Raw genomic sequence first — 25,406 nt, 5'->3', positions numbered from 1 at the left:
TGAGTAGTATTTATACTCGGTTATTTTAATTTCATACTTTATGTTGGTAATATCATCTCGGTATCGTCATAAATTATCACATTGTTTTTACTCTTGTTTTTTATGTAATACATTGCCGTGTCTGCCTTTTTCAACAATGTGGCAATATCGCGCCCGTGTTCGGGGTAAATGGAAATGCCAATACTGGCAGACAAAAAATCAATGGTGGTTGCAGAGAGAGTGTAAACACCGGAAACCGAGGCGAGTACTTTCTTAGCAAGTTCAATAACGGCTGCTTTCTCACGTTGGCAAACCACGATGATAAATTCATCACCGCCAATTCTGGCAACAAAACCCTCATCACTGACAACGATTCTGAGCGTTTGTGAAATGCTAACCAGCAACTCATCGCCAATGGCGTGCCCCCAGACATCATTCACACGTTTAAAGCCATCCAGGTCAAGAAACAAAATGTGCAGCGGTTCTACCTGACGCTCAAACAGAGTGTGCAAATGGTTTTGCAGATAAAAGCGATTAGGTAATTGAGTCAGCGCATCGTGTTGCGTCATTTTTTTCAGCTGCAAGTTTTTAGCAATTAACTCGCGCTTGAGAATCTCATTGCTTAAATGTTCTTTGAAATTAACAAACCAAATAAATATAGAAATGATAAATATCATGACAATAAGCACGATTAACATCATCGCAATGGTTTTTTCTATGTGAACTTCCTGATTGATGGCTGTTAAAGCTCTGAATGAAGGCGCCATATTTAAATCACTGGTGCCTAAAAAATGCATAATGGCGACGCCGAGGCAAAGAGTCACCGTTGCACTGAGTCGATAGAAATTGGCATAACTATCATTTTTACCCGTCATTACCAACATCATGTGAGTTAAACGCAACATAATTAATGAGGTAATAAAAATAACGGCTAACGATAGAGTGACATACGTGATGCTGGCATGTCTGTGGCCTGCATTGATGATTGCTGCCACTCCCAGATAATGCATTGATGCAATTGTTGAGGAAAATAACAGCGCTGGAAGAAGATAGCGTTTACCACGGAATTTTTTGAATAGAAAGCAACCAAATCCCAGTGTGCATCCAATAATGGCTATTAACAGTGAAGCCATTGTTTTATGAATGTTATAATTGATAACATGACTATGATGATGAGCCTGCATTATCATGTAATGCAAAACCCAAACGCCACATCCCATCGTTGGGCCACTGCATAAAGGCCAGCAATAATGATTTTTGCGCGCACCCGCTTTACATAGCCAAAAAGAGACATAAAAAGTGAGGCACGCAATAATTACTGCGAGTAGGACTAATGAAATATCATAATTAAATAACATCTTTAACTTAAAATTTACTCTTGGTAGGCATGTGTTTATTATAATCGAGCTGCGGTTGGATAATAACGATGTGCATATTATCTTCAAGAGATTTCTATTAATTTTAGGAAATAAAAGACAACCCGTTTACGAGTTGTCTTTTTTGCACTCCTTGAACAGGGTTGATGCGTATCAGTGTTGTTCCTGGTCCTGAGCTTCTTTCGATGCGTTATTTTTCTCTAACACCTGGCATATTTCATCAATTGGCAACGGGCGCCAGAACAAAAATCCTTGAGCGAGTTCAATTCCGGCAGACCGTACCAGCGCCATTTCATCTTCTGTTTCAACACCTTCAATCAGAATCTGACGTAGTTCATCTTCTGTTTCGACACCTTCAATCACTACATGACACTCGGTAATCTGGCACAATTTTGTGACTTGTCTGAGAAACTGCAGCCCGCCTTTTTTGCCTAATCCTATTACCAGGGAGCGGTCCAGCTTGATTTTGTCGAGTGGATAGCGAGTCAGGTAGTTGAGCGTTGAGTAACCGGCACCAAAATCATCAAGAGCAATTTTTATCCCGCGTAGTTTCAGTTGAGCGAGAACCTCAGCAACTTGTTCAGGTGCATTCACGGCCTGCGACTCGGTGATCTCAATTTCAAGCTCCCAGCCAGCAGGCAAAGGTTCGTTCAAAATGCGTGAAATAACATTAAACAGGCGTTTATCGACGAGGGTTTGCGGCGATACGTTGACCGATAGTGTCATCCCTGTGTAATGGCTCAAGTGCTGACGAAGATAGCTGACGGCCTGTTCCATTACCCAAAAATCGATATCTGGCATGGCATTTAAGCGGTCGTAATATTGTAAAAAGACAGGTGGAGATATTTTACCGTCGTTACCTTTATGTCGAATAAGCGCTTCCATGCCAATGATCCGCCGGTCTGAAAGCCGAACCTGAGGCTGGAAATAGAGAATAAAGTGCCCGCTAGATTGCAATTGATGCACATGATCCAGCGCCTCCATATACTCTTTTTCGTCCTTGAGTTTGCGATGGTTAGGCATTAACTCGAGATTTGTCGGCGGTAAGAATAAGTGCTGCTGTTGGTTATTTTTCTTGCTGATAGTCCAGCGTTGCAAGAACGGGGCATATATCAACATGCCTACGGCAATAATAATGAAGTTCAGAATGATGGCGGCAATGGAACCATTGGTTCCTATCCACGTGCTAATAATTGGCGGCACACTCCAGTTCACGGCAACTGAAATTGCCGGTACCAAATGCCATGCTGTCGCTGTATAAGCAATGATGTATGAAACCGCGGGCACCAGAATGAAGGGGATAATCAGCACTGGGTTCATCACGATGGGCAGGCCAAAAATCAGGGGCTCGTTAATATTAAAGATTGCCAATGGGACTGACGGGCCGATGATATGGCGGTGTGAACTATTCTTAGTAAAGATGATGCATAGCAGCATGCTCAGGGTGCTGCCCGTTCCGCCGATGGTGCACCAGATATTGTAAAACTCCGGGCTTAATATATTGAGATCGGCGTGTCCGGCATGCCATGCCGCGATGTTTGCCTGAGCTTCAGCCAGGAAGTTGGCATCAATGTCGTAGAATAAAAAATAACCGTGCAAGCCAAAAAACCAGGGAATACAGCGTAGTACGATATACAGAAGCCCTGTGGAGAAGGTTTGCGGATAGCTGTGTTGCAGCGCATTTTCTATGTAGCCTGGCACCAGTGAAAACAGATGATGTGCCAAAAAACTCATCACAAAAGTGCAGAATGAAATGGTGAATATGGAAAAGAAGAACAGGACTGTGTTTTTGATATTTTTAGTCTGCGCACCTAATTGTTTATCGACCTGTCCTATAAATCTATCCAGACAGTAATTAACAATAATACCCGAGAAAAGTGCAATAGGAATGGAGATATCAAGGAAAAATAGCCGGTCGTTACTGATTGCGCGACTTATAAATAGCAGGCTACATATATTTACAGTCAGGAAGTGAGTGACCGATCTCCGATTACGAATTGCCCAGTGTAATGCCATAAAGGCATTCATCAGGATTGGCATGAAATCCATAAGCGTTTGTTGTAATTGGTCGAGCCAGAGAGCAAAACTGTGCCATCCGACATAACCCGATATAACAGAGCATACCAGGAGTAAAGCACGGATAATTGCAAAGGGAACAATAGCTAACGAACTGGCGACAATAGATTTAACAATGTTGTTGTTAAAAAATAATGCCTTGCTGGTGTTCAACTGATAAATAAAATTGTTCTGAAACCACACACGTACCATTGTGAAAACCACCATCAGGTTATTTTTTTTGGGGTAAATGATTGCTGGAAGATTATTTTCAGGCGCTGTTGAAAGACATCTCATCGAATGATTGGCTAAACACTTTAATGTTTCTTCATAATAAGAAAGATAACTATCTGGAAATCAGGTCAGCGAAAAAAATGAACGAATTTCAGAGTCGAATTCCTGGATGTCAGCGGAGTAAGCGCCATACTTAATGTATAAAATACAAACATAGATCGGTATTGACGATCAATAACTAATAATTAATAGGTGTAATTGATAGGTATTGGTGATCAATTTATTAAATACAGATCGGTGTTATCTATTGCCTTGTTAATATTTATGATGTTTTTAGTTATCATTATGTGTATTTTATTTTATATCATTAGTAGTGGTTATCTGGTCTGAACAGTATATTAAACAAGTGTTTTTTGGCACAAAGGGTGTTATGCGGCGCGAAGTGGAGTTCGAAGCATTTTTATCGGAAAGATGAAGCTTAAGTAAATTTTCCTTAAGCTTTAGCTCAATCAGGCTGTTAAGCGAATATTATTCGTCTTCAGGCAGCAGATATTTTTGGCAATACAAGTAAGGGATGCCCTCTCTGGTGATCAGGTCCGCGTCCTTGTTCAGTGTAAAAATATCAATATCGGTCACGCCGGAGTTCTTCAGGTAGAAGTCAGGAAGGAATTTTATGAGCAATTCTGAGGGTACGGTTTCCCGATTTGAAATGACAATTTGTCGGGAGACCCACACCGGGCTTAGGCCATAATCAGTGTGTGTAAAAAGGATAGTACGTTGAACAGTGTACTCTTGCGGGGCTGCATCAATAATACCGTTTATATGGGCAATGCCTTTCCCTTCGCCAGCTTTGAAATCGATGATTCCACGAAATGTTGCGTTATCTCTGACTATCTGTAAGTTTGCCCGGCAAACCAGACTGTGCTGATTCTCGTTTATCTGGGGATGATAGAGGTACAGCGCCAGGCTGGTAGCAATAGCCAGACACGCTAAAAAAATGATGCGCGTCTGAGTTCTGAAAGAGGCAATCGTTGCGAATATCTTCATTGGCTATCGTACCGTGGATAATAGACGGACTGGCAGGCATTATCGTGTGACAATTCCATGCGGGTAGCACAAAGGATGATAGAAATATTCTTCGTCTCAGGGTAAGCCGTTATATAAAGGTATTTATCATTATTACACATCTCGGGATGTCGCTTGATAAAGTCCTCATGCCGCGTGTGGTCACTGGCATCATCGTTTAAGAAATAATGGCATTGGCCAGCATATTTGTTTAAGACAACATAACCAGAGAAATATTGTTTGCCGATGACCCGTGGATAAATAAGTAGCGCGATTATTAGCATGGTTAACATAATAATCATGCCTTCGACCGGCGTTAACAAAGCACGTTTTGTTTTGCCGACTAAAATGGCGGTCGTTTCATCTTGAGTTGCTAAAGGGGTGCTCTGAGGAACAACCTCTGCCGTAGGTTCCGTAACTGTTTCAGGAATGAGAACACACTTTTTTTCTATGGTTATTTCTTGCTGAATGACCAATCCTTTACGTGGAATCGTGGTGATTATTTGTTTATCCACATTCATTTGTAGGAAAGACTTACGCAAAGAAAGGATACTTTGATAAAAAGCATTAAAGCTCACTTGCCTGTGACTTTCTCCCCACGCAAAGGCCAACAGTTCATTCTGCGTGACTATCTCGCCGTGATTTCTGAGCAACAACAGCAGGCATAAAGATGCCGTTGGTTTGAGTTTTATCTGTTCATGGCTATCAGCATGCACAAGGCTCTGCTTCTCAGGGTTAAATAATATTTTATTTTCAATGAGATAACATAAATTATCTGCTTCGGACATGTTGCCAGTACTCTCGTTAACTCAGGCAGTTTTTTGACACGCCATTATAAGCATAATGAAGCATGGAAGAACTCAGTGTTTTCGGGACTTTACCCTCTGCTTGCGAATGAAGTCTGCAAAGACAAATTGTATAACAAATTAATCACTCTTCTTAAACACATTAAATCCATAATTATCAATATCTTATATGTTTTCCCTGATTCTTTTTTAATTGCAAAGAGAAAGATCCCGGTGGAAAGATTAAAAAAATTACGTTTATGTCCATTAATAAATATACTCGCTGACGCAATGGCATGAGAGGTAGCGAACGGTCATTTTCAGCGTTCAGCTGCTCAGTGCTGCAAGTTTTTCCAGCTCTATTTAATACCTGACTATTTCTGTCGCCTTTACTCAACAGGTGATTTCGACTGTGGGTAATAATAGTGAGCTACGGGTTTATTCATTCTCAATATAATAATATTGTTGCGGTATTAACTTACCGCGATTGCACTCATTGTGTGTTTCTTTTCAAATTGCCACCCTACGATTTAGATAAGCCTGGCGTATAAGTACATGTTTGTCGTTATGTCCTATATTGATAGACGTTGCTGGTAGCACGTATCATCACTTAGGGCTGTCTCCTTTTGCCTTGCATCGGGAGATAATCTCAATCCCATAACACGAGTAAGAGAAGCTGATGTTCACTCCTAATTTTGATGAATCTGTAATGCTCATCGGAGACGAGATAAAAAAATCTGAAAACGCGTATTTCTCATTGAGAAAGAAACGTCAGCGCATCGAAATGAGAAAGGATGGCAACATATTTTACCTTGAAAAAGGTTCCGTCTCTGTTTACCGGGTTGAAAACGATTTAGTCACGGTGAGTTTCACGGCCCCCGCCATACTCGGCCTGGCACAGATGCGTAATGATGTCATGTCTCATTATCTGCGTTGTGATAGCGACTGTGAGATGTGGGTAATGAGTTCGGCTAATGCCAATGAAATGCTCACCAGAAAAAGTTTGTGGATGCATGCATTTGATATTTTAACCAATCATCTGCAACGTTATTTCCAGCGCGAAAATATGCGTTCGCACAAGACCATTCGCGAAATCGTGATTGAGCATGTGAAACATATATGGTCTCTTGAGCCTGAGATCCGCGAAAAGACGTCAGTTTATACTTTCATTTTGAGCAGAAACCATATTTCTCGTAGTGCTATTCATAAGGTTCTACAGGAACTGGTTAATGAAGGTAAGTTGACGCTCAATCGTGGGAAGTTGTCTTCGTTCAGTAGCTAATCTGACCGACGAAAAAAGCCGCAACGTTATTCGTTGCGGCTTTTTTTTATCTTTCGCGTAAGGCTTCTGCTTTTGCCCGGATAATCGGTTTTAGCAGATAACTCAGAATGGATTTCTTACCCGTCAATATATCTACCGATGCGACCATTCCTGGAATAATAAGCATTGGCTGCTCCTTTGTTCCCAGGTAGTTCTTGTCGGTACGCAGACGGGCAATATAGTAACTGTGGCCTTCTTTATCCGTCACGGTATCAGGGCTAATCTGCACCAGTTCACCGTCCAGTCCGCCGTAAGTGGTGTAATCGTAAGCGGTAAATTTCACCATCGCATGCTGGCCTGGATGCAAGAAAGCAATATCACGTGGTTGGATCTTCACTTCAATCAGCAGCTTATCGTCAAGTGGAACGATTTCGACTAAATCACTGCCCGGCTGAATCACGCCGCCAATGGTGTTGACCATTATTTGCTGAACGATACCGCGAACAGGTGAAACCACCATAGTGCGATTAACGCGGTCTTCCAGGGCTTTGCCCGTGGCTTCGGCTTTGCTCAGGTTAGTGCGTGCTTCGTTGAGCTGGGAAAGTGCATCGCTCTGGAAGCGGTTGCGGCTTTCACCAATCTTATTCTCAATCTCTTTGGTTTCGGACGCAGATTTAGGAATGGAAAGCGCGACAGAGTCCAGTAAACCTTTGGTTTCCACTTCGGTGCGGCGTAAACGCAAAATCTCGACTTTAGAAATCGCACCTGACGCCAACAGTGGCTCAGACATTTTGATCTCTTGCTGTAACAAGCTGAGGCTGTTTTTGTATTGCGACTGCTTAGACTGGAAATCGCGCAGCTCTTGTCTCTTCTGCACCAACTGTTCCTGAAGCCCTTCGATTTCATTCTGGAACTGTCGACGGCGGCTGTTGAAAAGGTCGAGTTCGCCACGAGCGACATCAGGCGCTTTTTTCATTATCTCATCCGAAATAATGAAATCTTTGTCTTCCGCTTCAGCACTCAGGCGGTCAATTTTAGCCTGCAGGCCAAGTTTGTCTGCTTCCGTTTCACCGACGTTCGATGCAAAACGCGTGTCGTCCAGATGCAGCAGAGGGGTTCCGGCTTCAACAATTTGCCCTTCGTGAACAAACAGTTCAGTGACAATCCCGCCTTCCAGGTTCTGAATTTTTTGCAGGCGGGAGGAGGGAATTGCCTTGCCTTCGCCACGCGTTACCTCGTCAAGCTGGGCAAATCCGGCCCAGATGAACGCCAACACCACCAACGCCAAAATAGTCCATAGCGTCAGACGGATAACACGCGGTGAATCATCAATAAGTGCATGACTGACCTCGTTAATATTTTCCGCCTGGTTCTCATCGCGACCTTTAAAATAGTGGCGGGCTTGCTGACGGAAATCTTTAAATAACTCAGCGAGACGCATTGATTTGACCCTTCTTCAGCGCATCCATCACGATAGCTTTCGGGCCATCAGCAATAATGCGTCCTTTATCAACAATAATCAGGCGATCAACCAACGACAGCATCGACGCTTTATGTGTCACCAGTAGCAAGGTTTTATCAGCAACAAACGGCACCAGGCCCTGTTTGATTCTGTCTTCGCTGGTGTTGTCCATAGCGCTGGTTGGTTCATCAAGCAGCAGAACAGGAGGTTCGAGCAGAAGCGCGCGAGCCAGCGCTACGGCCTGGCGTTGCCCGCCAGACAACTGCATTCCACGCTCGCCCACTTGCAGGTTATAACCGTCCGGGTGAATACGTGCGAACTCGTTAACCCCCGCCAGTTCCGCCGCACGCAGCATGGTTTCATCGTCAACATAACGCGCGCCAGAAATCAGGTTATCGCGCAGCGTGCCGTTAAATAGCTGAATATCCTGCGGAACGTAACCAATGCTATGGCGTAAATCATTCACATCCAGCTGGCGCGCATCGACGTCGTCGATCAAAATGTTACCGCCGGTTGGCTGGTACAAATTGATAATTAGCTTGCTGATGGAGCTTTTACCGGAGCCGCTACGGCCAATAATCCCGACGCGCTCGCCAGGCTTAATCGTCAGATTAATTTTTTGCAGCGAAGGGTTTTTCTGCTCGGGATAGCTAAAATCAACGTCTTTAAACTCAATGCTGCCCCGGAAGTTTTCACGCTTGAGCGGATGTTCGTGCTCGCGACGTTCCTGCGGCATCGACATCATTTTTTCGGTACTGTTGATGGTCAGACGGGCTTGCTGATAACGCGCAATCAACCCGGTCAATTGCCCCATCGGCATCAGCGCACGGCTATTGAGCATGTAGCAGGCAATCAGGCCACCCATGCTTAGCTTGCCGCCGATAATCATATACACGCCGACAATAATCATGATGACGCCAGACATTTGCTGGAACCATCCGGTCAGGTTGCTGGCAAAACTGGACAGCGTTTTCACGCGCAATTCCAGGCGACTCAGGCTACCCAGCGTTTGTTCCCACTGATACTGGCGCTCGCTCTGGGCGTTATTAACTTTGATGGCATCCAGCCCGCTGAGGGTTTCAATCAGCAATGCCTGGCGCTCGCTTGCCAGACTCATGGTTTTGGCCACTGCCGCATTCACTGGCTTTTGTAATGCCCAGCTAATCAGCAATGCGATAGGGAAGGTGAGCAGTGGGATCCACGCCAGAGTGCCGCCGATAATCCCGATAACCAGCAACAGCACCAGCGTAAACGGCAGGTCGATAAGCGTGGTCAGCGTCAGCGAAGACAGGAAGTCGCGCAGCGACTGAAACTCATGAATATTCTGTGCAAAGCTGCCGACGCGTGCCGGGCGCGCTTTCATTTCCATGCCGGTGATACGCTCAAAAAGCGTTGCGGAAATAATCAGGTCACTCTTTTTCCCTGCGATATCGAGACAGACACCGCGCAGCATTTTTAATATCAAATCAAAAATGAACGCCATGCAAATCCCAACCGCCAGAACCCACAACGTCACCGTGGCGTGGTTAGGAACCACACGGTCATACACGTTCATGGTAAACAGCGGCGTTCCGAGCGCAATCAGGTTAATCAGCAAACTTGCCAGCACCGCATCCATATACAGATAGCGCGACAGCTTGAGCGTATCTTTAAACCAGGACTTGGTACGCGGCAGGAATGATTCCGACTGCAAATCAAACTCATGGCGCGGATGGGCGAAAATGACCTGGCCTGCGTAGATTGACTCAAGCTCGTTTGCGTCAATAGTGATTTCACCACCTTCACTTTCGCTTGGCATAATGCGTGCTTTGCCGTCGGCATTCCAGCCCAGTAACACGGCAGCGCCGCCATCACGAAGTAGAACCACCGCAGGCAGAGACATTGCCGGAATTTTATCGAGCGTGCGTTTGATGACCCGCGCTTTCAAACCGGCGCGAGCTGCCGCGCGCGGTAATATCGCTAACGTCAGACGATCGTTTTCCAGCGGCAAACCACTACTTAATGTTGAGCGGCTCGCAGATTTACCATGCAAAGAGCACAGCACCAACAGACAGTCGAGCAAAGGATCATCGTGGCGGCTACGTGGGTCATGATAATGCGACTCCTCAACAGGAGGCGTTTCTGACAGGGTATTCATCTGTTCAACTTGTGAATTCATTTAGGCGTTATGTCTGGTGAACGAAATAATTTCTGCCGGATGGCGCTGCGCTTATCCGACCTACGAAATAACTGTTTTGTGTTTGTAGGGTGGATAAGCGTAGCGTCATCCACCATTTACACCGAGAGATTAATTAAGTTCTGGCAGCGTATTATTACTTGCCGAATCTATTGGCTGGCCTGCGGCTGTTGGGTTAATTTTCAGCGATTTTAATAATTCACCTGTCCGGGCAAAAATACGGTAGCCGCTGGATATTTCCAGGTAACGTAATTCCACTAAACGACGTTTGGATGAAAAAACTTCATTTTCACTGTCTAATAAATCTAACAGCGTACGTTCACCCAAACTAAATTGATCCTGATAAGCGGTACGGACTTTTACACTACGGTCGGCATAATCAGCGGCTGCGGGTAATTGGTCACGGGCACTTTTTAATGCCGACCATGCCAGGCCAATTTCCTGATTCATCTGGCGTAGTGTGTTATTACGAACATCCTGCGCTTGTTTTTGCAAATAGGCACGAGACTGCATTGCGGCTTTATCGCTGCCACCCTGATAGAGGTTGTAATGCATTTTCACCATCGCTTGCCACTCTTCAGAATGTGCACGCGTGGTGTCAGTGTCATTACTGACGCTACGGGCAAGTTCGACGTCAACGCGTGGGTAAAACGTTGATTTAGATGCTTCATATTGCTGACGAGCCGCTTCAATATCGGCATTTGCAGATTTCAGAAGCGGACTGTTGGATTCCATAATCCGTTTCGCATCTTCAAGCGATTTTGGCAACAAAGCATCAATGTTTTCCGGCAGACTGAGGTTTTCTGGCGCTTCACCGGTGACACTCAAGAACGTCGTATTTGCATCTTCGAGGTTGGTTTGCTCGGTCAGTAAATTGTTGCGAGCCTGCGCAAGACGGGCCTCTGCCTGCATTAAATCACCAGAACGGCCAACACCCTGATCGGTACGCAAACGAATCTGGTCATAGATGCGTTCATGGTTTGCCAAATCGTCTTCTGCCAGACGGACATATTCCTGGCGTTGCAATACGTCGAGATAGGACTGAACCACTTCGAATGCGGTTGTTTCGCTAACATTCAAGACGTTAAAAGCACGAGAGTCCACCGTGGCTTTCTGGCGATCTACTTCGCTTGACGTCGCAAACCCGTCGAAGACATTCTGATTAAGGTTAATCGTGGCATCGTTCGGGGAAAGGTTCATCCCTTTGTTACTGCCGCCTGCGCGTGTAGTAGCATCATTAATATTCTTCTGGCCTGCTTCGGCATCCAGATTTAATGTTGGCAGATAGCCGCCGCGAGCTGCGCGTAAGTCTTGTTCAGCAGAATAACGACTATTAACAGAGGCATTAACTTCAGGATGATTTGATAAGGCTTGTTTGACAGTATTTTGTAAACTTTCTGCGTTAACAGATTGTATTGATAAACAACCAATTATAAAAAAGAAAAACTTCTGCATTGTCTGAATGCCTTATTACGCATAGTAATGATATCCCTATATCACGCTTTATATCCATTATCTCTTAACACGAAACATCATATTAATTAACAAGTGCTGAAGTGTTTGCCTGTCCACAATAAATGCGGCTTTCATTCGAAATGAAATTTAATGTTTTGTAATGTGATGTTTCACTTTGCGTCATTTTTGATTATATTTAACGCTCAGTCAAGCCTCCAGTAATAGAGTTCTAATAACTGTGTTTTTTTCTACATTTTAAATTATCTCTGAATTAGAGATGTCCATTAATGGATATTTTTCTATATTCCGTGAATGTATTGCGAATGAAAGAATAATGTTATTGGTTAATTAACTTATTGCGGCATTTATAAAAATAAAGATGATATTCAAGAGAGGGTACTGTGAGTAATTTACTCGGTGTGATCAAGGCGGTAATAGGCCAGGTTTATGTAGTAGAAGCAGATGGCTCGCAGCGTCTCTTGAAAGAAGGTGACCGAATCTACAGTGGCGAGGAAATTGTCACTGGTGCCAGCGGTGCGGTAAGTGTGGCTCTGCCAGACGGTAAAACACTCGATCTCGGGCGTAATAGCCACTGGACTGAACACGGCTTAAACGCGGTGAATAATGTGGAGCATGACACGCAAGATGTCGCATCCATACAGCAGGCCATCGCCGACGGTACCGACCCGACGCAAGCCTTAGAAGCGACCGCAGCGGGCAATGAACCCCCTGTGCAGATTGAAGGCGGTGGCGGTGGTCACACCCTCGTGCAGCTGGATTTAACCGGGCAAATCATCGACCCAACGGCCGGTTTCAACACGCAAGGTATCGGCGCACCGACCTGGGCAATAAACCTCCCCGAGAATGGTTTAAACGACGGCGGCTCCCCGCCTGTACTTCCCCCGCTGGTTAACATTGAAGATTTTGCCGGTAACGATGGCTTCATTAACAAAGAAGAAATAAATCACGCCAACGTCAGCGGCACCAGTAACCAAAATCACGTCACGCTGGTCTTCACAGATAGCCAAAAAAACACAATCAGCGTCGATGTTCCTGTCTCTAACGGACACTGGACAATCCAGCCTGATTTAAGCGGTCTTGTAGACGGTGAAATTACCGTGGTTGCCACCGCCACTGATGTTTCCGGGCGCACCGCGCAAAGCACCGCCGATGCACTGATTGACACTGTCGATCTGCACGACACTATCACCATTGATGACGTCACCGCTGATAACGTAATTAACATCGCCGAATCTCATCAAGAGAAAACCTCCGTTCACGGCTCTGTCGGCGGCGATGCCAAACTCGGCGACAAAATTACGCTGACGGTGAATGGGCATGAATACAACAGTGAGGTTATTGACCTGGGTAATGGCGCGCTGGGTTACCGGATTGACGTCTCTACTCAAGGGTTGCTGGCCGACCCCAATATTCACGCGACGGTGACTTCAACGGATGAAGCGGGGAACACCACTCAGGCTTCTTCCGATCACCACGTTGATATTGATTTGGATATTCATAACTCGGTCACTATCGGGACTGTGGCTAGCGATGACGTGGTGAATGCCATCGAATCCCGTATGCCAACGATGATTACCGGCGTAGTGGGTGGCGATGCGCAGGCAGGCGACCCGATTACGGTGACGGTAAATGGCCGTGATTACCACGGAGTTGTGGTCAGTGAAAACGGCCAGTTGCGTTATAACGTCCCCGTACCGACCAACCAGCTTAACGAAGGCAATAATGACGTTAAGGTTGAGGTGGTCAGCCACGACGCGGCGGGTAACGAAGCGATTGCGGTCGAGCACCACAACGTCACGCTTGATACGCAGGCGCATAACGTCCTGACGATTGAAACCGTGGCCGGTGACGATACCGTGAACCTCAATGAATCCCGCATGCCAACCCTGATTTCCGGCGTGGTGAGCGGCGATGCGCAGGCGGGCGATCATGTTGTCGTCAGCGTTAACGGTCATGAATACCGTGGCGATGTGGTGACCGATGAAAACGGCCAGTTGCGTTATGAAGTCCCGGTCCCGACTGCGGCGCTGAATGAAGGCAACAACGACGTGCAGGTGATGGTCACCGGCGTCGATGCTTCCGGTAACACGGCGATTGCGGTGGAGCATAAAAATGTGGTGCTCGACACCCATGCCGAAAACCATGTGATCGTCCAGACCGTGGCGGGTGACAACGTGGTGAATGCTGCTGAATCCCGGATGCCGCCCCTGATTTCCGGCGTGGTGAGCGGCGATGCGCAGGCGGGCGATAAAGTTGTCGTCAGCGTTAACGGTCATGAATACCGTGGCGATGTGGTGATCGACGAAAACGGCCAGCTGCGTTATGAAGTGCCAGTGCCGACTGCGGCGCTGAACGAAGGCAACAACGATGTGCAGGTGATGGTCACCGGCGTCGATGCTGCCGGTAACACGGCCATTGTGGTGGAGCATAAAAATGTGGTGCTCGACACTCATGCCGAAAATCATGTGATCGTCCAGACCGTGGCGGGTGACAACGTGGTGAATGCCGCCGAGTCCCGGATGCCGACCCTGATTTCTGGTGTGGTGAGCGGGGATGCGCAGGCGGGCGATAAAGTTGTCGTCAGCGTCAACGGCCATGAATACCGTGGCGATGTGGTCACCGATGAAAACGGCCAGCTGCGTTATGAAGTGCCAGTGCCGACTGCGGCGCTGAACGAAGGCAACAACGATGTGCAGGTGATGGTCACCGGCGTCGATGCTGCGGGTAACACCGCAATTGCGGTGGAGCATAAAAATGTGGTGCTCGACACTCATGCCGAAAACCATGTGATCGTCCAGACCGTGGCGGGTGACAACGTGGTGAATGCCGCCGAGTCCCGGATGCCGACCATGATTTCTGGTGTCGTCAGCGGCGATGCGCAGGCGGGCGATCATGTGGTCGTCAGCGTCAACGGTCATGAATACCGTGGCGATGTGGTCACCGATGAAAACGGCCAGTTGCGTTATGAAGTCCCGGTCCCGACGGCGGCGCTGAACGAAGGCAACAACGATGTGCAGGTGATGGTCACCGGCGTGGATGCTGCCGGTAACACGGCCATTGCGGTGGAGCATAAAAATGTGGTGCTCGACACCCAGGCGCACAACGCCCTGACCCTCGACAGCGTGGCAGACGACAACACCATAAACCGCGCCGAATCCCGCATGCCGACCATGATTTCTGGTGTCGTCAGCGGCGATGCGCAGGCGGGCGATCATGTGGTCGTCAGCGTCAACGGTCATGAATACCGTGGCGATGTGGTGACCGATGAAAACGGCCAGCTGCGTTATGAAGTCCCGGTCCCGACTGCGGCGCTGAATGAAGGCAACAACGACGTGCAGGTGATGGTCACCGGCGTGGATGCCGCTGGTAACACGGCGATTGCGGTGGAGCATAAAAATGTAGTCCTCGACACCCATGCCGAAAACCATGTGATCGTCCAGACCGTGGCGGGCGACAACGTGGTGAATGCCGCCGAGTCACGCATGCCAACCCTGATCTCCGGTGTGGTGAGCGGCGATGCGCAGGCGGGCGATAAAGTTGTCGTCAGCGTTAACGGTCATGAATACCGTGGCGATGTGGTGATCGACGAAAACGGCCAGCTGCGTTATGAAGTCCCGGTCCCGACTGCGGCGCTGAACGAAGGCAACAACGATGTGCAGGTGATGGTCACCGGCGTCGATGCTTCGGGTAACACCGCAATTGCGGTGGAGCATAAAAATGTGGTGCTCGACACTCATGCCGAAAACCATGTGATCGTCCAGACCGTGGCGGGCGACAACGTGGTGAATGCCATTGAATCCCGGATGCCGACCCTGATTTCCGGTGTGGTGAGCGGCGATGCGCAGGCGGGCGATAAAGTCGTCGTCAGCGTTAACGGCCATGAATACCGTGGCGATGTGGTCACCGATGAAAACGGCCAGTTGCGTTATGAAGTCCCGGTCCCGACGGCGGCGCTCAACGAAGGCAACAATGACGTGCAGGTGATGGTCACCGGCGTCGATGCTGCGGGCAACACCGCGATTGCGGTTGAGCATAAAAATGTGGTGCTCGACACCCATGCCGAAAACCATGTGATCGTCCAGACCGTGGCCGGTGACAACGTGGTGAATGCCATTGAATCCCGGATGCCGACCCTGATTTCCGGTGTGGTGAGCGGCGATGCGCAGGCGGGCGATAAAGTTGTCGTCAGTGTTAACGGCCATGAATACCGTGGCGATGTGGTGACTGATGAAAACGGCCAGCTGCGTTATGAAGTCCCGGTCCCGACGGCGGCGCTCAACGAAGGCAACAATGACGTGCAGGTGATGGTCACCGGCGTCGATGCTGCGGGCAACACCGCGATTGCGGTGGAGCATAAAAATGTAGTCCTCGACACCCATGCCGATGCCAACATCTCCATTGACGCAGTCACCAAAGATAACGTCCTGAATCACGATGAGCTGGCGGCTAAAACCCAGTTTATTCACGGTGTTGTGGATGGCGATGCGAAACTTCACGACCGTGTGGATATAGAAATTAAAGGCAATCATTTCAACGGCGAAGTGATTGATCTTGGCAACGGGAAACTGGGTTACAACATTGCGGTCGATCCGCGCGTTTTCAGCAACAACAAAGGTGAGGTTGACGGCTCGGTCAATGTGCACGCTACCATTACCTCTCATGATGATGCGGGCAACGAAGTGATCGCGACTCAGGATCGCCTGGTAAAAATCGACAACCACGCCAACGCCACGATCACCATTGATCCGGTCACCAAAGATAACATCCTGAATCACGATGAGCTGGCGGCTAAAACCCAGTTTATTCACGGTGTTGTGGATGGCGATGCGAAACTTCACGACCGTGTGGATATAGAAATTAAAGGCAATCATTTCAAAGGTGAAGTGATTGATCTTGGCAACGGGAAACTGGGCTATAACATCCCGGTCAATCCGCGTGTCTTCAGCAACAACAAAGGTGAAGTGGACGGTACGGTCAATGTGCACGCCACCATTACCTCTCATGATGATGCGGGCAACGCAGTGATCGCGACTCAGGATCACCTGGTTAAAATCGACAACCACGCCAATGCCACTCTCACCATTGACGCAGTCACCAAAGATAACATTCTCAATCACGACGAATTGAATGCCGAAAAGCAGTTTGTTCACGGTAACGTTGGCGGCGACGCGCGCGTGGGTGATGTGGTTGATCTTGAAATTCGCGGCAATCATTTCACCGGCAGTGTCGTTGATTTCGGCAACGGTAATTTAGGCTACAACATCGAAGTGGACCCCGCGGCGTTTAGCCGCAACAAAGGCGAAATTGACGGTGACGTCAACATCCGCGCTACCATCAAATCCCACGATGGCGCGGGCAACGTGGTGGTGCAGAGCGCTGACCATTCAGTTCATATTGATAACCACGCCGATGCCTCTATCACAGTTGATCGTGTCACCAAAGACAATGTTCTGAACCACAGCGAACTGGCTAATCCAACCGTTTCCATCCATGGCACCGTTGGCGGTGACGCCGCTATTGGCGATAAAGTTGATATCAACATTCACGATCGGCATTTCCTTGGCGAAGTGATTGATCTGGGTGGCGGTAACCTGGGTTACCGCATTGATGTTAATACCCGCGCATTCAGCAACAACAAAGGCGAGGTGGACAAAAATGTCGACTTCACCGCGTCAGTGACTTCCCATGACCATGTCGGAAACGTGGTGACGGTGACCACCGACCACACTGTGCATATCGATAACCACGCCAATAATGGCCTGACTATCGACACCGTTGCGGGCGAAGATTGGGTCAGTAATGCGGAATCCCAAAATCCGATCGTTATTCGCGGCGATGTCACAGGCAAAGATGCGCGCGAGCACGATCCGATAGTGGTTAATGTGAATAATCATAACTACACGGGGGAGGTTCATGCTGATGCCAGTGGGCATTTGTACTATGAAGTTTCACTTCCTGTTGGGGCGCTGAAAGAAGGTCAGAATGATGTGAAAGTGGCTGTGACCAGCCACGACAAAGCGGGGAACGTTGTCGAAAATTCACTCATTCACTATGTCGCGGTGGATACCCATGCAGACGCGACCATCAAAATTGAGCAAATGACCGATGACAATGTACTGAATCGTGATGAACTGGCTTCGCATGATCAAATCGTCACCGGCAAGGTGGGCGGCGATGCTCGTGTAGATGATGAGGTCGTTATTGAGATCAACAATCGCACGTACTCGGGCACGGTCGAAGTTCTGAGTGATGGCTCTCTGGGCTACAAAATCTCTGTTCCGACCTGGGAATTCCATGATCCTAAGGTGGAGCTTGACGACAAATTTGTCACCTTCCACGCGTCCGTGACGTCACATGACATCTTGGGTAACGAAGTCAAGGAAACGACCGAACACACTGTTCATATTGATAACTTTGCCAGTAGTACCGTATCCATTGATAACAATCTTGCCGGTGGTGATAACACGGTTAACGCCGTTGAATCCGTTGCGCCTACGATGATCACCGGAGATGTCGGTGGTGATGCGCGCGAAGGCGATCATGTTTTAGTTCTTGTTAACCAGCAGAAATTTGAAGGTAACGTCGTCAAGGACGCTGATGGCCATCTGCGCTATGAAGTCCCTTTACCGGCCGGAACACTGCATTTAGGTAATAACTTCGTGCAGGTGCTGGTGACCAGTTTTGACAAAGCCGGGAATGACGTCACATCGGTTGCGAACACCAACATCACGATGGATACCCAGGCTGATGCCAGCATCGCTATTTATAATGTCACTCCGGACAATATTCTGAGCCATGCAGAACTGGTTCATGCGAAACAGGTTATCACTGGCACAGTAGGCGGCGATGCCAAACTTCATGATGTTGTAGACATCCTGATTAATAACCAACACTTCTATGGGGAAGTTATCGATCTTGGCCACGGGCAGCTCGGACATGGGCAGCTTGGCTATCGTATCCCTGTGGATTCTTCAATCTTTGGCAATAACCACGATAAGATCGACACTGAGGTGACATTCACCGCTTCCGTCACCTCGCATGATGCTGCGGGCAACGAAGTCACCGTCACCACCGATCACAAGGTTGATATTGATAACTTTGCCGTCAACGATTTCACCATCGAAACGGTGTCGGGCGAAGACTGGATCAGCCATGCTGAATCCCTGAAAAATACCATTATTCGTGGTGCAGTTACGGGTGATGATGCGAAAAATGGCGATCCAGTAACCGTACGTGTATCGGGCGTTGATGAACACGGCAATCCTGCACATCATGATTATCCAGGCGTGGTTCACACTGATTTAAATGGTCATCTATATTACGAAGTGCCGGTGCCACCGGGCGGGCTTTATGAAGGACTGGACACGGTAGAAGTTTCTATCACCAGCCAGGATGAAATCGGTAACGTCGTCACGACTTCCCATACGCATGATATTGCGGTCGATACCCATGCGGATGCCACTATCAGTATCGATAAAGTCACTGCTGACGACGTGCTTAACTACAATGACTTAGAACAGCCTAAAGTGACGATCACCGGTGACGTGGGTGGCGATGCTAAAGTTGGTGATCACGTAGTGATTACGATTAATGGGGCTGATTATCCAGGGAGTGTGACTGTTCTGGATAACGGTCACTTAGGCTATAAGATCGATGTTGATTCTTATGCTTTCGGCAACAATCATCAAAAGGCTGATCATAAATCTGACGATTTAAGTGACCGCAATAAAATCGACGCCGATGTGAAATTTACCGCCTCCGTCACCTCTCACGACGAACTTCACAACGTTGTTACTGTTACCACTGAACACACTGTTCATATTGATAACCACGCCGATGGCATTATCACTGTGGGGCAGGTGACCGGCGATAACATTATTAACCACCACGAATCACAAGAGCACACCACCAAAGTCACCGGTACGGTGACTGGCACGACGAGCGGTGAGATTAATGAAGGCGATAGAGTCACCATTACCGTTAATCATCACTCATATGAAACTACCGTTATCAAGCTGCCTTATCAGCATGGCGCTTTAGGCTATAGCGTGGATGTGTTGACCAAAGATCTGCTGGCCGACCCGGACCCGATTGCCCATGTTGTGGCGCACGACGCCGCCGGTAACGCAGATCATATCGATATCACCCACCCTATCAATATTGATCTGGAAGCGACGGCGAGCATCACTATCGATCCTGTCACCGGGGACGATATGATCAATGGTAAAGAGTCGGAAAATGAATTAACCACGGTTTCAGGCACCGTCGGCGGCGACGCGAAAGAAGGCGACGTTGTTCACCTGGTGATTAATGGCAATGAGCTGACGGCGAAAGTCACTAAAGATTCTCAGGGCCACCTGCTCTGGAGCAAACAGGTGAGCACCCACGACCTGATGGTCGACCCTCACTTTACGGCAAGCGTGATCGCCACCGATAATGCCAACAACACGGCAACCGCTGAAGCAGACAGGACTGTTGTTGTTGATCTGAAAGTTGAAGCTGAAATTACGGTTGATTCCGTTACGCCTGATAACGCCCTGAACGCCGATGAACTCAAGCAGGGGCATACTCTGGTTAGTGGCACGGTTAAAGGGGAAATGCATGCAGGCGATCCTCTGACGTTAACCATCAATGGTCATGACTATCAAGGGTTTGTAGAAGATCAGGGTAATGGAAAGATGGGGTACCATATTTCCGTTAGTACGGCAGATCTTCAGGCCAATCCGCATATTCATGCCAGCATCAGCGTCACGGATCAGGCACAAAACAGCACCGTAGCTACTGCCCATCACGACGTCATTATTGATGATCATGCTAATGCATCAGTGACGATCAACGTGGTTTCTGGCGACGATATCCTTAATCACCTTGATCAAAAGCACCCAACCACCAACATTAACGGCACCGTCGGTGGCGATGTTCAGAAAGACGATATCGTCCATGTTTGGGTCAATGGAATTGATTACCGTGCGACGGTTGAACCGCAGCCGCATCTCAATAACGCCCTGGGTTATTCCGTAGACGTGAGAACCGATGCGCTGTTAGCCAATCCATATATTCATGCCACCGTTACGGCTGTCGATCCGCATGGCAACAGCGTTTCGGTTTACGCGTCACACGATGTCTCCAGGGATGACAGCGCAAACGCGACGATTTCTATTGGTTCTGTTTCGGGTGATGACTGGATCAATAATGTAGATGCTCATCAGGAACACACCACTATTACTGGAAAAGTCACCGGTGATGTTCATATCGGTGACACCGTTGATCTGGAAGTGAACAACCAGCATTACACCGGAAAAGTCATTTCTGAAGGCACGGGCCACGGCCTGGGTTACAGCATTGATGTGAGTACCACAGATCTGCTTTCCGGTGGCGATAAACCGATTCTTCATGCATCAGTAACCGGCTACGATGCGGCGGGGAACACCGTGCTGGCAACGACGGATCATGCTGTCGGTATTGATACACGGGCTGAGGCGCAGATAGGCATTTCCATGGATACCCTGGGCGATCACTGGCTCGTTACAGGGGGGGTTAGCGGGGATGTGAAAGCAGGGGATACGGTTACTATTACTTTTGGTCATCATACCTATACCACTCCTGTATTGAGCGGCACCCATAATGATGGCTCTACTTATCTGTATTATCGTGCTGATGATGTGAAAGATGCAGTGACTGGGCAAGATACGAAGATATATCGTACTGATAATAATGAATATGTGGTCGTTAAAATTACGGGGACTGATTCCCACGATAATACTCAGACTGCAACGAACCATATGTTGGCACCAGGTTCAAACGATCATTCTGTGCTTCCGCCATATGTAGATCCATCGAACGCTGGTCAAACCCCACATGCCGAAATCACCATCAGCCCGGTTGCGGGTAATGATGTGATCAATAAAGCCGAATCAGAAGCGGGCAAGACCTTAATTCGCGGTACGGTTTCAGGGGATGTTCATCCTGGTGATGAAGTGACGCTACATATCGGTAGAGATTCCTATACCGGTAAAGTCGTTGAATTGCCAAATCTCCCAGGTGAGTACGGATATGAAATTCCGGTTGATACAGCAAGCCTGATGAACAGTCCGGCTGTGACAGCACTCGTCACGTCGCACAACGGCAACCAAGTGTTTACGGCATCTCAAGAACTGAGCGTAGATACTGAGGCTAAGGCTGAAATTCACCTCGATGATATTGCTGGCGATAATGTGATCAACATTGCCGAAGCGGGGGCGGGAACGACCACCGTCAGCGGCATTGTCAAAGGTGATGGTATTCATGACGGCAGTAACGTCACCATCATGGTGAATGGAAATCCTGTTACCACTCAGGTGTTTACCGATTCCGAAGGTGTGATGCGTTTTAGCAAAGACGTCAGCGTTGACGATCTGCGCCATACCCCGACCATCACCGTGAGCGTGACCGGGCAAGACGAACAGGGGAATACATTTACGGCAACGGACGGTAAAAATATTACTGTTGATACGGACATTAGCGCTGGTATCACTATTAATACTGTCGCGGGCGATAACATCATCAATTCGAATGAAAGCACAGCGGCTACCACGCAAATCACCGGTAAGGTATCGGGTGACGTGCAGCCAGGCGATCACGTAACGCTGACCGCCAATGGCCATGAATATCGCGATGTAGAAGTGGCTCAAGACGGGACTTACAAAGTTGATGTACAAATCAGTGATTTAGTTGACGGCAAACCGATCACCGTAGCAGTGACTGGGCATGATGAGCATGAAAATACCCTTGTAGCCCAAGCGACTCAGAATATTACCGTTGATACCGAGGCCCATGCGGGTATCAAAATGAATATCGTGTCCGGTGATGACATCCTTTCGGCGAAAGATCTCAGCGCAGAACACACGAAGATCACCGGCACAGTAGATGGCGATGCAGCGGTCGGTGACAAAGTTACGATCATGCTCAATGGCGTTGTGAAGAGCGGGCTTGTTGAAGTGGATGCTGTGACCGGGAAGCTGGTCTATACGGTGAACGTTGACTCCGCCGATCTCAAAGCTGAAGCGCAATATCAGCACACCGATAAACCAACGATTGTCGTGACGGTAAATGGCGAAGACAGCTCCGGTAACCACTTTACTCAAAGTCAGAGCAGAGTTGTGACCATTGACGATCATGCCGATGTGAAGCTGACGTTTGATCCGGTGGCAAAAGACAACATCCTGAACATCGAAGAAAGTCAGCATTCAACCACGCAGATTAGCGGCACAGTAACCGGCGATGTGAAAGACGGTAGCACTGTTATTCTTACCATTAATGGTAATGAGCGCCCTGTAACCATCCATGGCGATGATACACATGGGTACACCTTTAAACTGGAGGTCCCGACTTCCGATCTGCTTGCCGATCAGACGATTACCTATAAAGTGACCGGCGTCGATGCTGTCGGCAACACCTTAACCGTCACCGAAACAAACACCATTACCATCGACCACGATGCAGCAAACACGGTGAAAATTGATACTGTTGCTGGTGATAATCGAGTGAATATTAATGAATCCCACAATGCCAATACTATTGTGCATGGCGTCATTACGGGTGATGTTGTCAACGGCAAGATAACCATCGATTTGAACGGCACGAATATCACTGTTGATATTAAAGACGTTGTCGTCGCTGATGACGGTGTGCATAAGACTTTTGCTATTCCGGTTTCAACCGATGCGTTAATTGAAGGCGATAACACGGTCACTATCACCATCAATGGGGAAGACAACGCTGGCAACCCTGCAACCTCCACCGATACTCATCACATTAAGCTCGATACCACAATTGATGCGTCGATTAATATCGACCCAGTGGCGGTAGGAAATGTGGTTAACGGCAAGGCACCCGCGCAAATTCATGTTACAGGAATGGTTGATGGGGACGCTCGTGATGGTGACATCGTGACGCTGAACGTTAACAACCATGAAATCCGGACCAAAGTTGTTCCCGTTGGCGACCATCTTGGCTATGACGTTCGGATGGATAAAACCTGGCTGCATGAAGGTGATAACAACGTCACCGTCAATGTGCAGGTAACCGATGATGCTGGAAATAGACTGATACCTGCTTATAACCAGGTTGTTACGCTGGACTCCCATGCTGATGCGACGATTACCGTCAATTCGCTGACAGCTGATAACACGATTAATGCGCTCGAATCGAAACGTATTTCTGTGACGGGCCAGGTTGATGGCGATGCGAAAGCGGGCGATACGGTGACACTGGAAGTTAATGGCCATACCGCGACGGCTGAAGTAAAAATGATGGGGAACCATCTTGGCTATGAGTTTGATGTTAAAAAGGATTGGGTGCAGGAAGGCCACAACGATCTGAGTGTAAGCGTCAGCGTTACTGATAACGCAGGTAATCACTTAACGACTCCACCAGTCATCCATCCGGTTTACGTTGATACAAAAATTGATGCGACGATCGCCCTCGATCCAGTCACACCAAATCACGTGATCAATGCCAGCGCGCCTGAGTCTATTTCTGTCACCGGCCTGGTGGGTGGTGATGTGAAAGAGGGGGATCATGTGGAATTTGAAATCAATCACCACACCTTCTCTGCTGATGTTGAATTGCTCAATGGCCAGTTAGTTTATAAGACTGATATTGAGAAAAAATGGTTGAACGACGGTGACAATATCCTGAAAGCCAAGGTGACCACTCAGGATCATGCAGGGAATGTCATCACTAAAGAGACCACCCAGCATATCCAGTTGGACACCCATGCCGATGCCAAAATCACTATCAATAATGTCACCGACGATAACCACATCGACTCGCAGGAAGCACGTCACCATCTGACTCATATTACCGGCCAGATTGACAGCGCCGATGTGCATGACAATGAACATATCAATGTCACCATCAACCACAAGCATTATGACGTGGTACTGCACGAAGAGAATGGTCATCTGACATATGACGTTCCGGTTAATACCCATGAACTGAATGTCGGTAAAAATAGCGTGAATGTTTCAGTGATTGCTCACGACGATCATGGCAACAGTAACGTTATCCATCAACAGTCAGATTTCACAATGGATGATCTATCCCATCGTGGTAAGCATGACGTTGATACTTCGGGCAAAGCGCATCACGCAGCGCACGGCCATGATCACGGCTTAAGCAATCTGTTCGATGACAGCAATGATTCGCTTTCTTTCAATCTTAATCATGATGCCAAAGCTCATTCGGGCCGTGACGACGCTAAAGTCTTTACCGGAAAAGATGACAGCAACGAAGCGAAACACGATCTCAGCAGCCTGGCGAAAGAACTGCACGAGAACCCGGACATTACGCACCACATCAGAGGTGGTGATGATCACGGCCAAGGCAAAGGCCTGGCGTCTGCAGCGACACACTTACCGGGTGCTCCGCACGCGGGTGACGCTGGAACGATGCACGACTCAGGTGGTTCATCGCACTTCTCGCTGGATCACTTAATCGCCAAGCCAGAACATTACTCACACTAAATGATAATCACCGCCCTTCACCGGGCGGTGAT

General features: G+C 48.1%; 9 protein-coding genes. 2 read left to right on the top strand and 7 right to left on the bottom strand.

Features of this window, described 5'->3' with window-relative positions:
* Nucleotides 1-38: 38 nt before the first annotated feature.
* From AC0IWZ_RS17000 to AC0IWZ_RS16985, 4 genes are all read right to left on the bottom strand, one after another.
* Nucleotides 39-1,199 carry a sensor domain-containing diguanylate cyclase gene (locus AC0IWZ_RS17000; RefSeq protein WP_471680527.1) on the bottom strand — a complete coding sequence of 387 codons (1,161 nt, stop codon included), beginning with the start codon at nt 1,197-1,199 and terminating at the stop codon, nt 39-41.
* 309 nt (nt 1,200-1,508) lie between these two features.
* Nucleotides 1,509-3,614, bottom strand: coding sequence for an EAL domain-containing protein (locus AC0IWZ_RS16995; RefSeq protein ID WP_471678860.1), 2,106 nt, complete (start codon nt 3,612-3,614; stop codon nt 1,509-1,511).
* A gap of 558 nt (nt 3,615-4,172) precedes the next feature.
* Nucleotides 4,173-4,691, bottom strand: a complete 519-nt coding sequence (locus tag AC0IWZ_RS16990) for a hypothetical protein (RefSeq protein WP_034498183.1) — start codon at nt 4,689-4,691, stop codon at nt 4,173-4,175.
* Nucleotides 4,688-5,497: a winged helix-turn-helix domain-containing protein gene (locus AC0IWZ_RS16985; RefSeq protein ID WP_471678861.1), complete on the bottom strand. Its 810-nt coding sequence runs from the start codon at nt 5,495-5,497 to the stop codon at nt 4,688-4,690. Before AC0IWZ_RS16985 ends, AC0IWZ_RS16990 begins: the two co-directional genes overlap by 4 nt.
* A gap of 676 nt (nt 5,498-6,173) precedes the next feature.
* On the opposite strand from AC0IWZ_RS16985, the gene AC0IWZ_RS16980 reads away from it, so the two are divergent.
* Complete coding sequence (locus tag AC0IWZ_RS16980; RefSeq protein ID WP_034498177.1) at nt 6,174-6,776, top strand: helix-turn-helix domain-containing protein; 603 nt, start codon at nt 6,174-6,176, stop codon at nt 6,774-6,776.
* 46 nt (nt 6,777-6,822) lie between these two features.
* Here the strand turns inward: AC0IWZ_RS16980 and AC0IWZ_RS16975 are convergent, their stop codons facing one another.
* The 3 genes from AC0IWZ_RS16975 to AC0IWZ_RS16965 form a co-directional block, all read right to left on the bottom strand.
* Complete coding sequence (locus tag AC0IWZ_RS16975; protein WP_471678862.1) at nt 6,823-8,196, bottom strand: HlyD family type I secretion periplasmic adaptor subunit; 1,374 nt, start codon at nt 8,194-8,196, stop codon at nt 6,823-6,825.
* Nucleotides 8,183-10,354 carry a type I secretion system permease/ATPase gene (locus AC0IWZ_RS16970; RefSeq protein ID WP_232062583.1) on the bottom strand — a complete coding sequence of 724 codons (2,172 nt, stop codon included), beginning with the start codon at nt 10,352-10,354 and terminating at the stop codon, nt 8,183-8,185. The genes AC0IWZ_RS16975 and AC0IWZ_RS16970 overlap by 14 nt, the downstream gene beginning before the upstream one ends.
* Before the next feature lie 150 nt (nt 10,355-10,504).
* The gene (locus tag AC0IWZ_RS16965; RefSeq protein ID WP_034498171.1) at nt 10,505-11,848 is read right to left on the bottom strand and encodes a TolC family outer membrane protein; all 1,344 of its coding nucleotides are present in this window, start codon (nt 11,846-11,848) and stop codon (nt 10,505-10,507) included.
* Nucleotides 11,849-12,249: 401 nt separating this feature from the next.
* Here AC0IWZ_RS16965 and AC0IWZ_RS16960 point away from each other — a divergent pair, with 401 nt between their 5' ends.
* The gene (locus AC0IWZ_RS16960; protein ID WP_471678864.1) at nt 12,250-25,374 is read left to right on the top strand and encodes a retention module-containing protein; all 13,125 of its coding nucleotides are present in this window, start codon (nt 12,250-12,252) and stop codon (nt 25,372-25,374) included.
* Nucleotides 25,375-25,406: the final 32 nt, after the last annotated feature.

The sequence above is a fragment of the Buttiauxella sp. AC142 genome, assembly GCF_979253435.1.
The sequence above is the reverse complement of the archived record's forward strand: the minus strand, read 5'-3'. Positions and strand labels throughout refer to the sequence as shown.

Excerpts from the sequence above, each read along its gene's own strand:
- AC0IWZ_RS17000 (WP_471680527.1), bottom strand. The coding sequence starts at position 1,199 with ATGGGATGTGGCGTTTGGGTTTTGCATTACATGATAATGCAGGCTCAT.
- AC0IWZ_RS16990 (WP_034498183.1), bottom strand. The coding sequence starts at position 4,691 with ATGAAGATATTCGCAACGATTGCCTCTTTCAGAACTCAGACGCGCATC.
- AC0IWZ_RS16985 (WP_471678861.1), bottom strand. The coding sequence starts at position 5,497 with ATGTCCGAAGCAGATAATTTATGTTATCTCATTGAAAATAAAATATTA.
- AC0IWZ_RS16980 (WP_034498177.1), top strand. The coding sequence starts at position 6,174 with ATGTTCACTCCTAATTTTGATGAATCTGTAATGCTCATCGGAGACGAG.
- AC0IWZ_RS16975 (WP_471678862.1), bottom strand. The coding sequence starts at position 8,196 with ATGCGTCTCGCTGAGTTATTTAAAGATTTCCGTCAGCAAGCCCGCCAC.
- AC0IWZ_RS16970 (WP_232062583.1), bottom strand. The coding sequence starts at position 10,354 with ATGAATACCCTGTCAGAAACGCCTCCTGTTGAGGAGTCGCATTATCAT.
- AC0IWZ_RS16965 (WP_034498171.1), bottom strand. The coding sequence starts at position 11,848 with ATGCAGAAGTTTTTCTTTTTTATAATTGGTTGTTTATCAATACAATCT.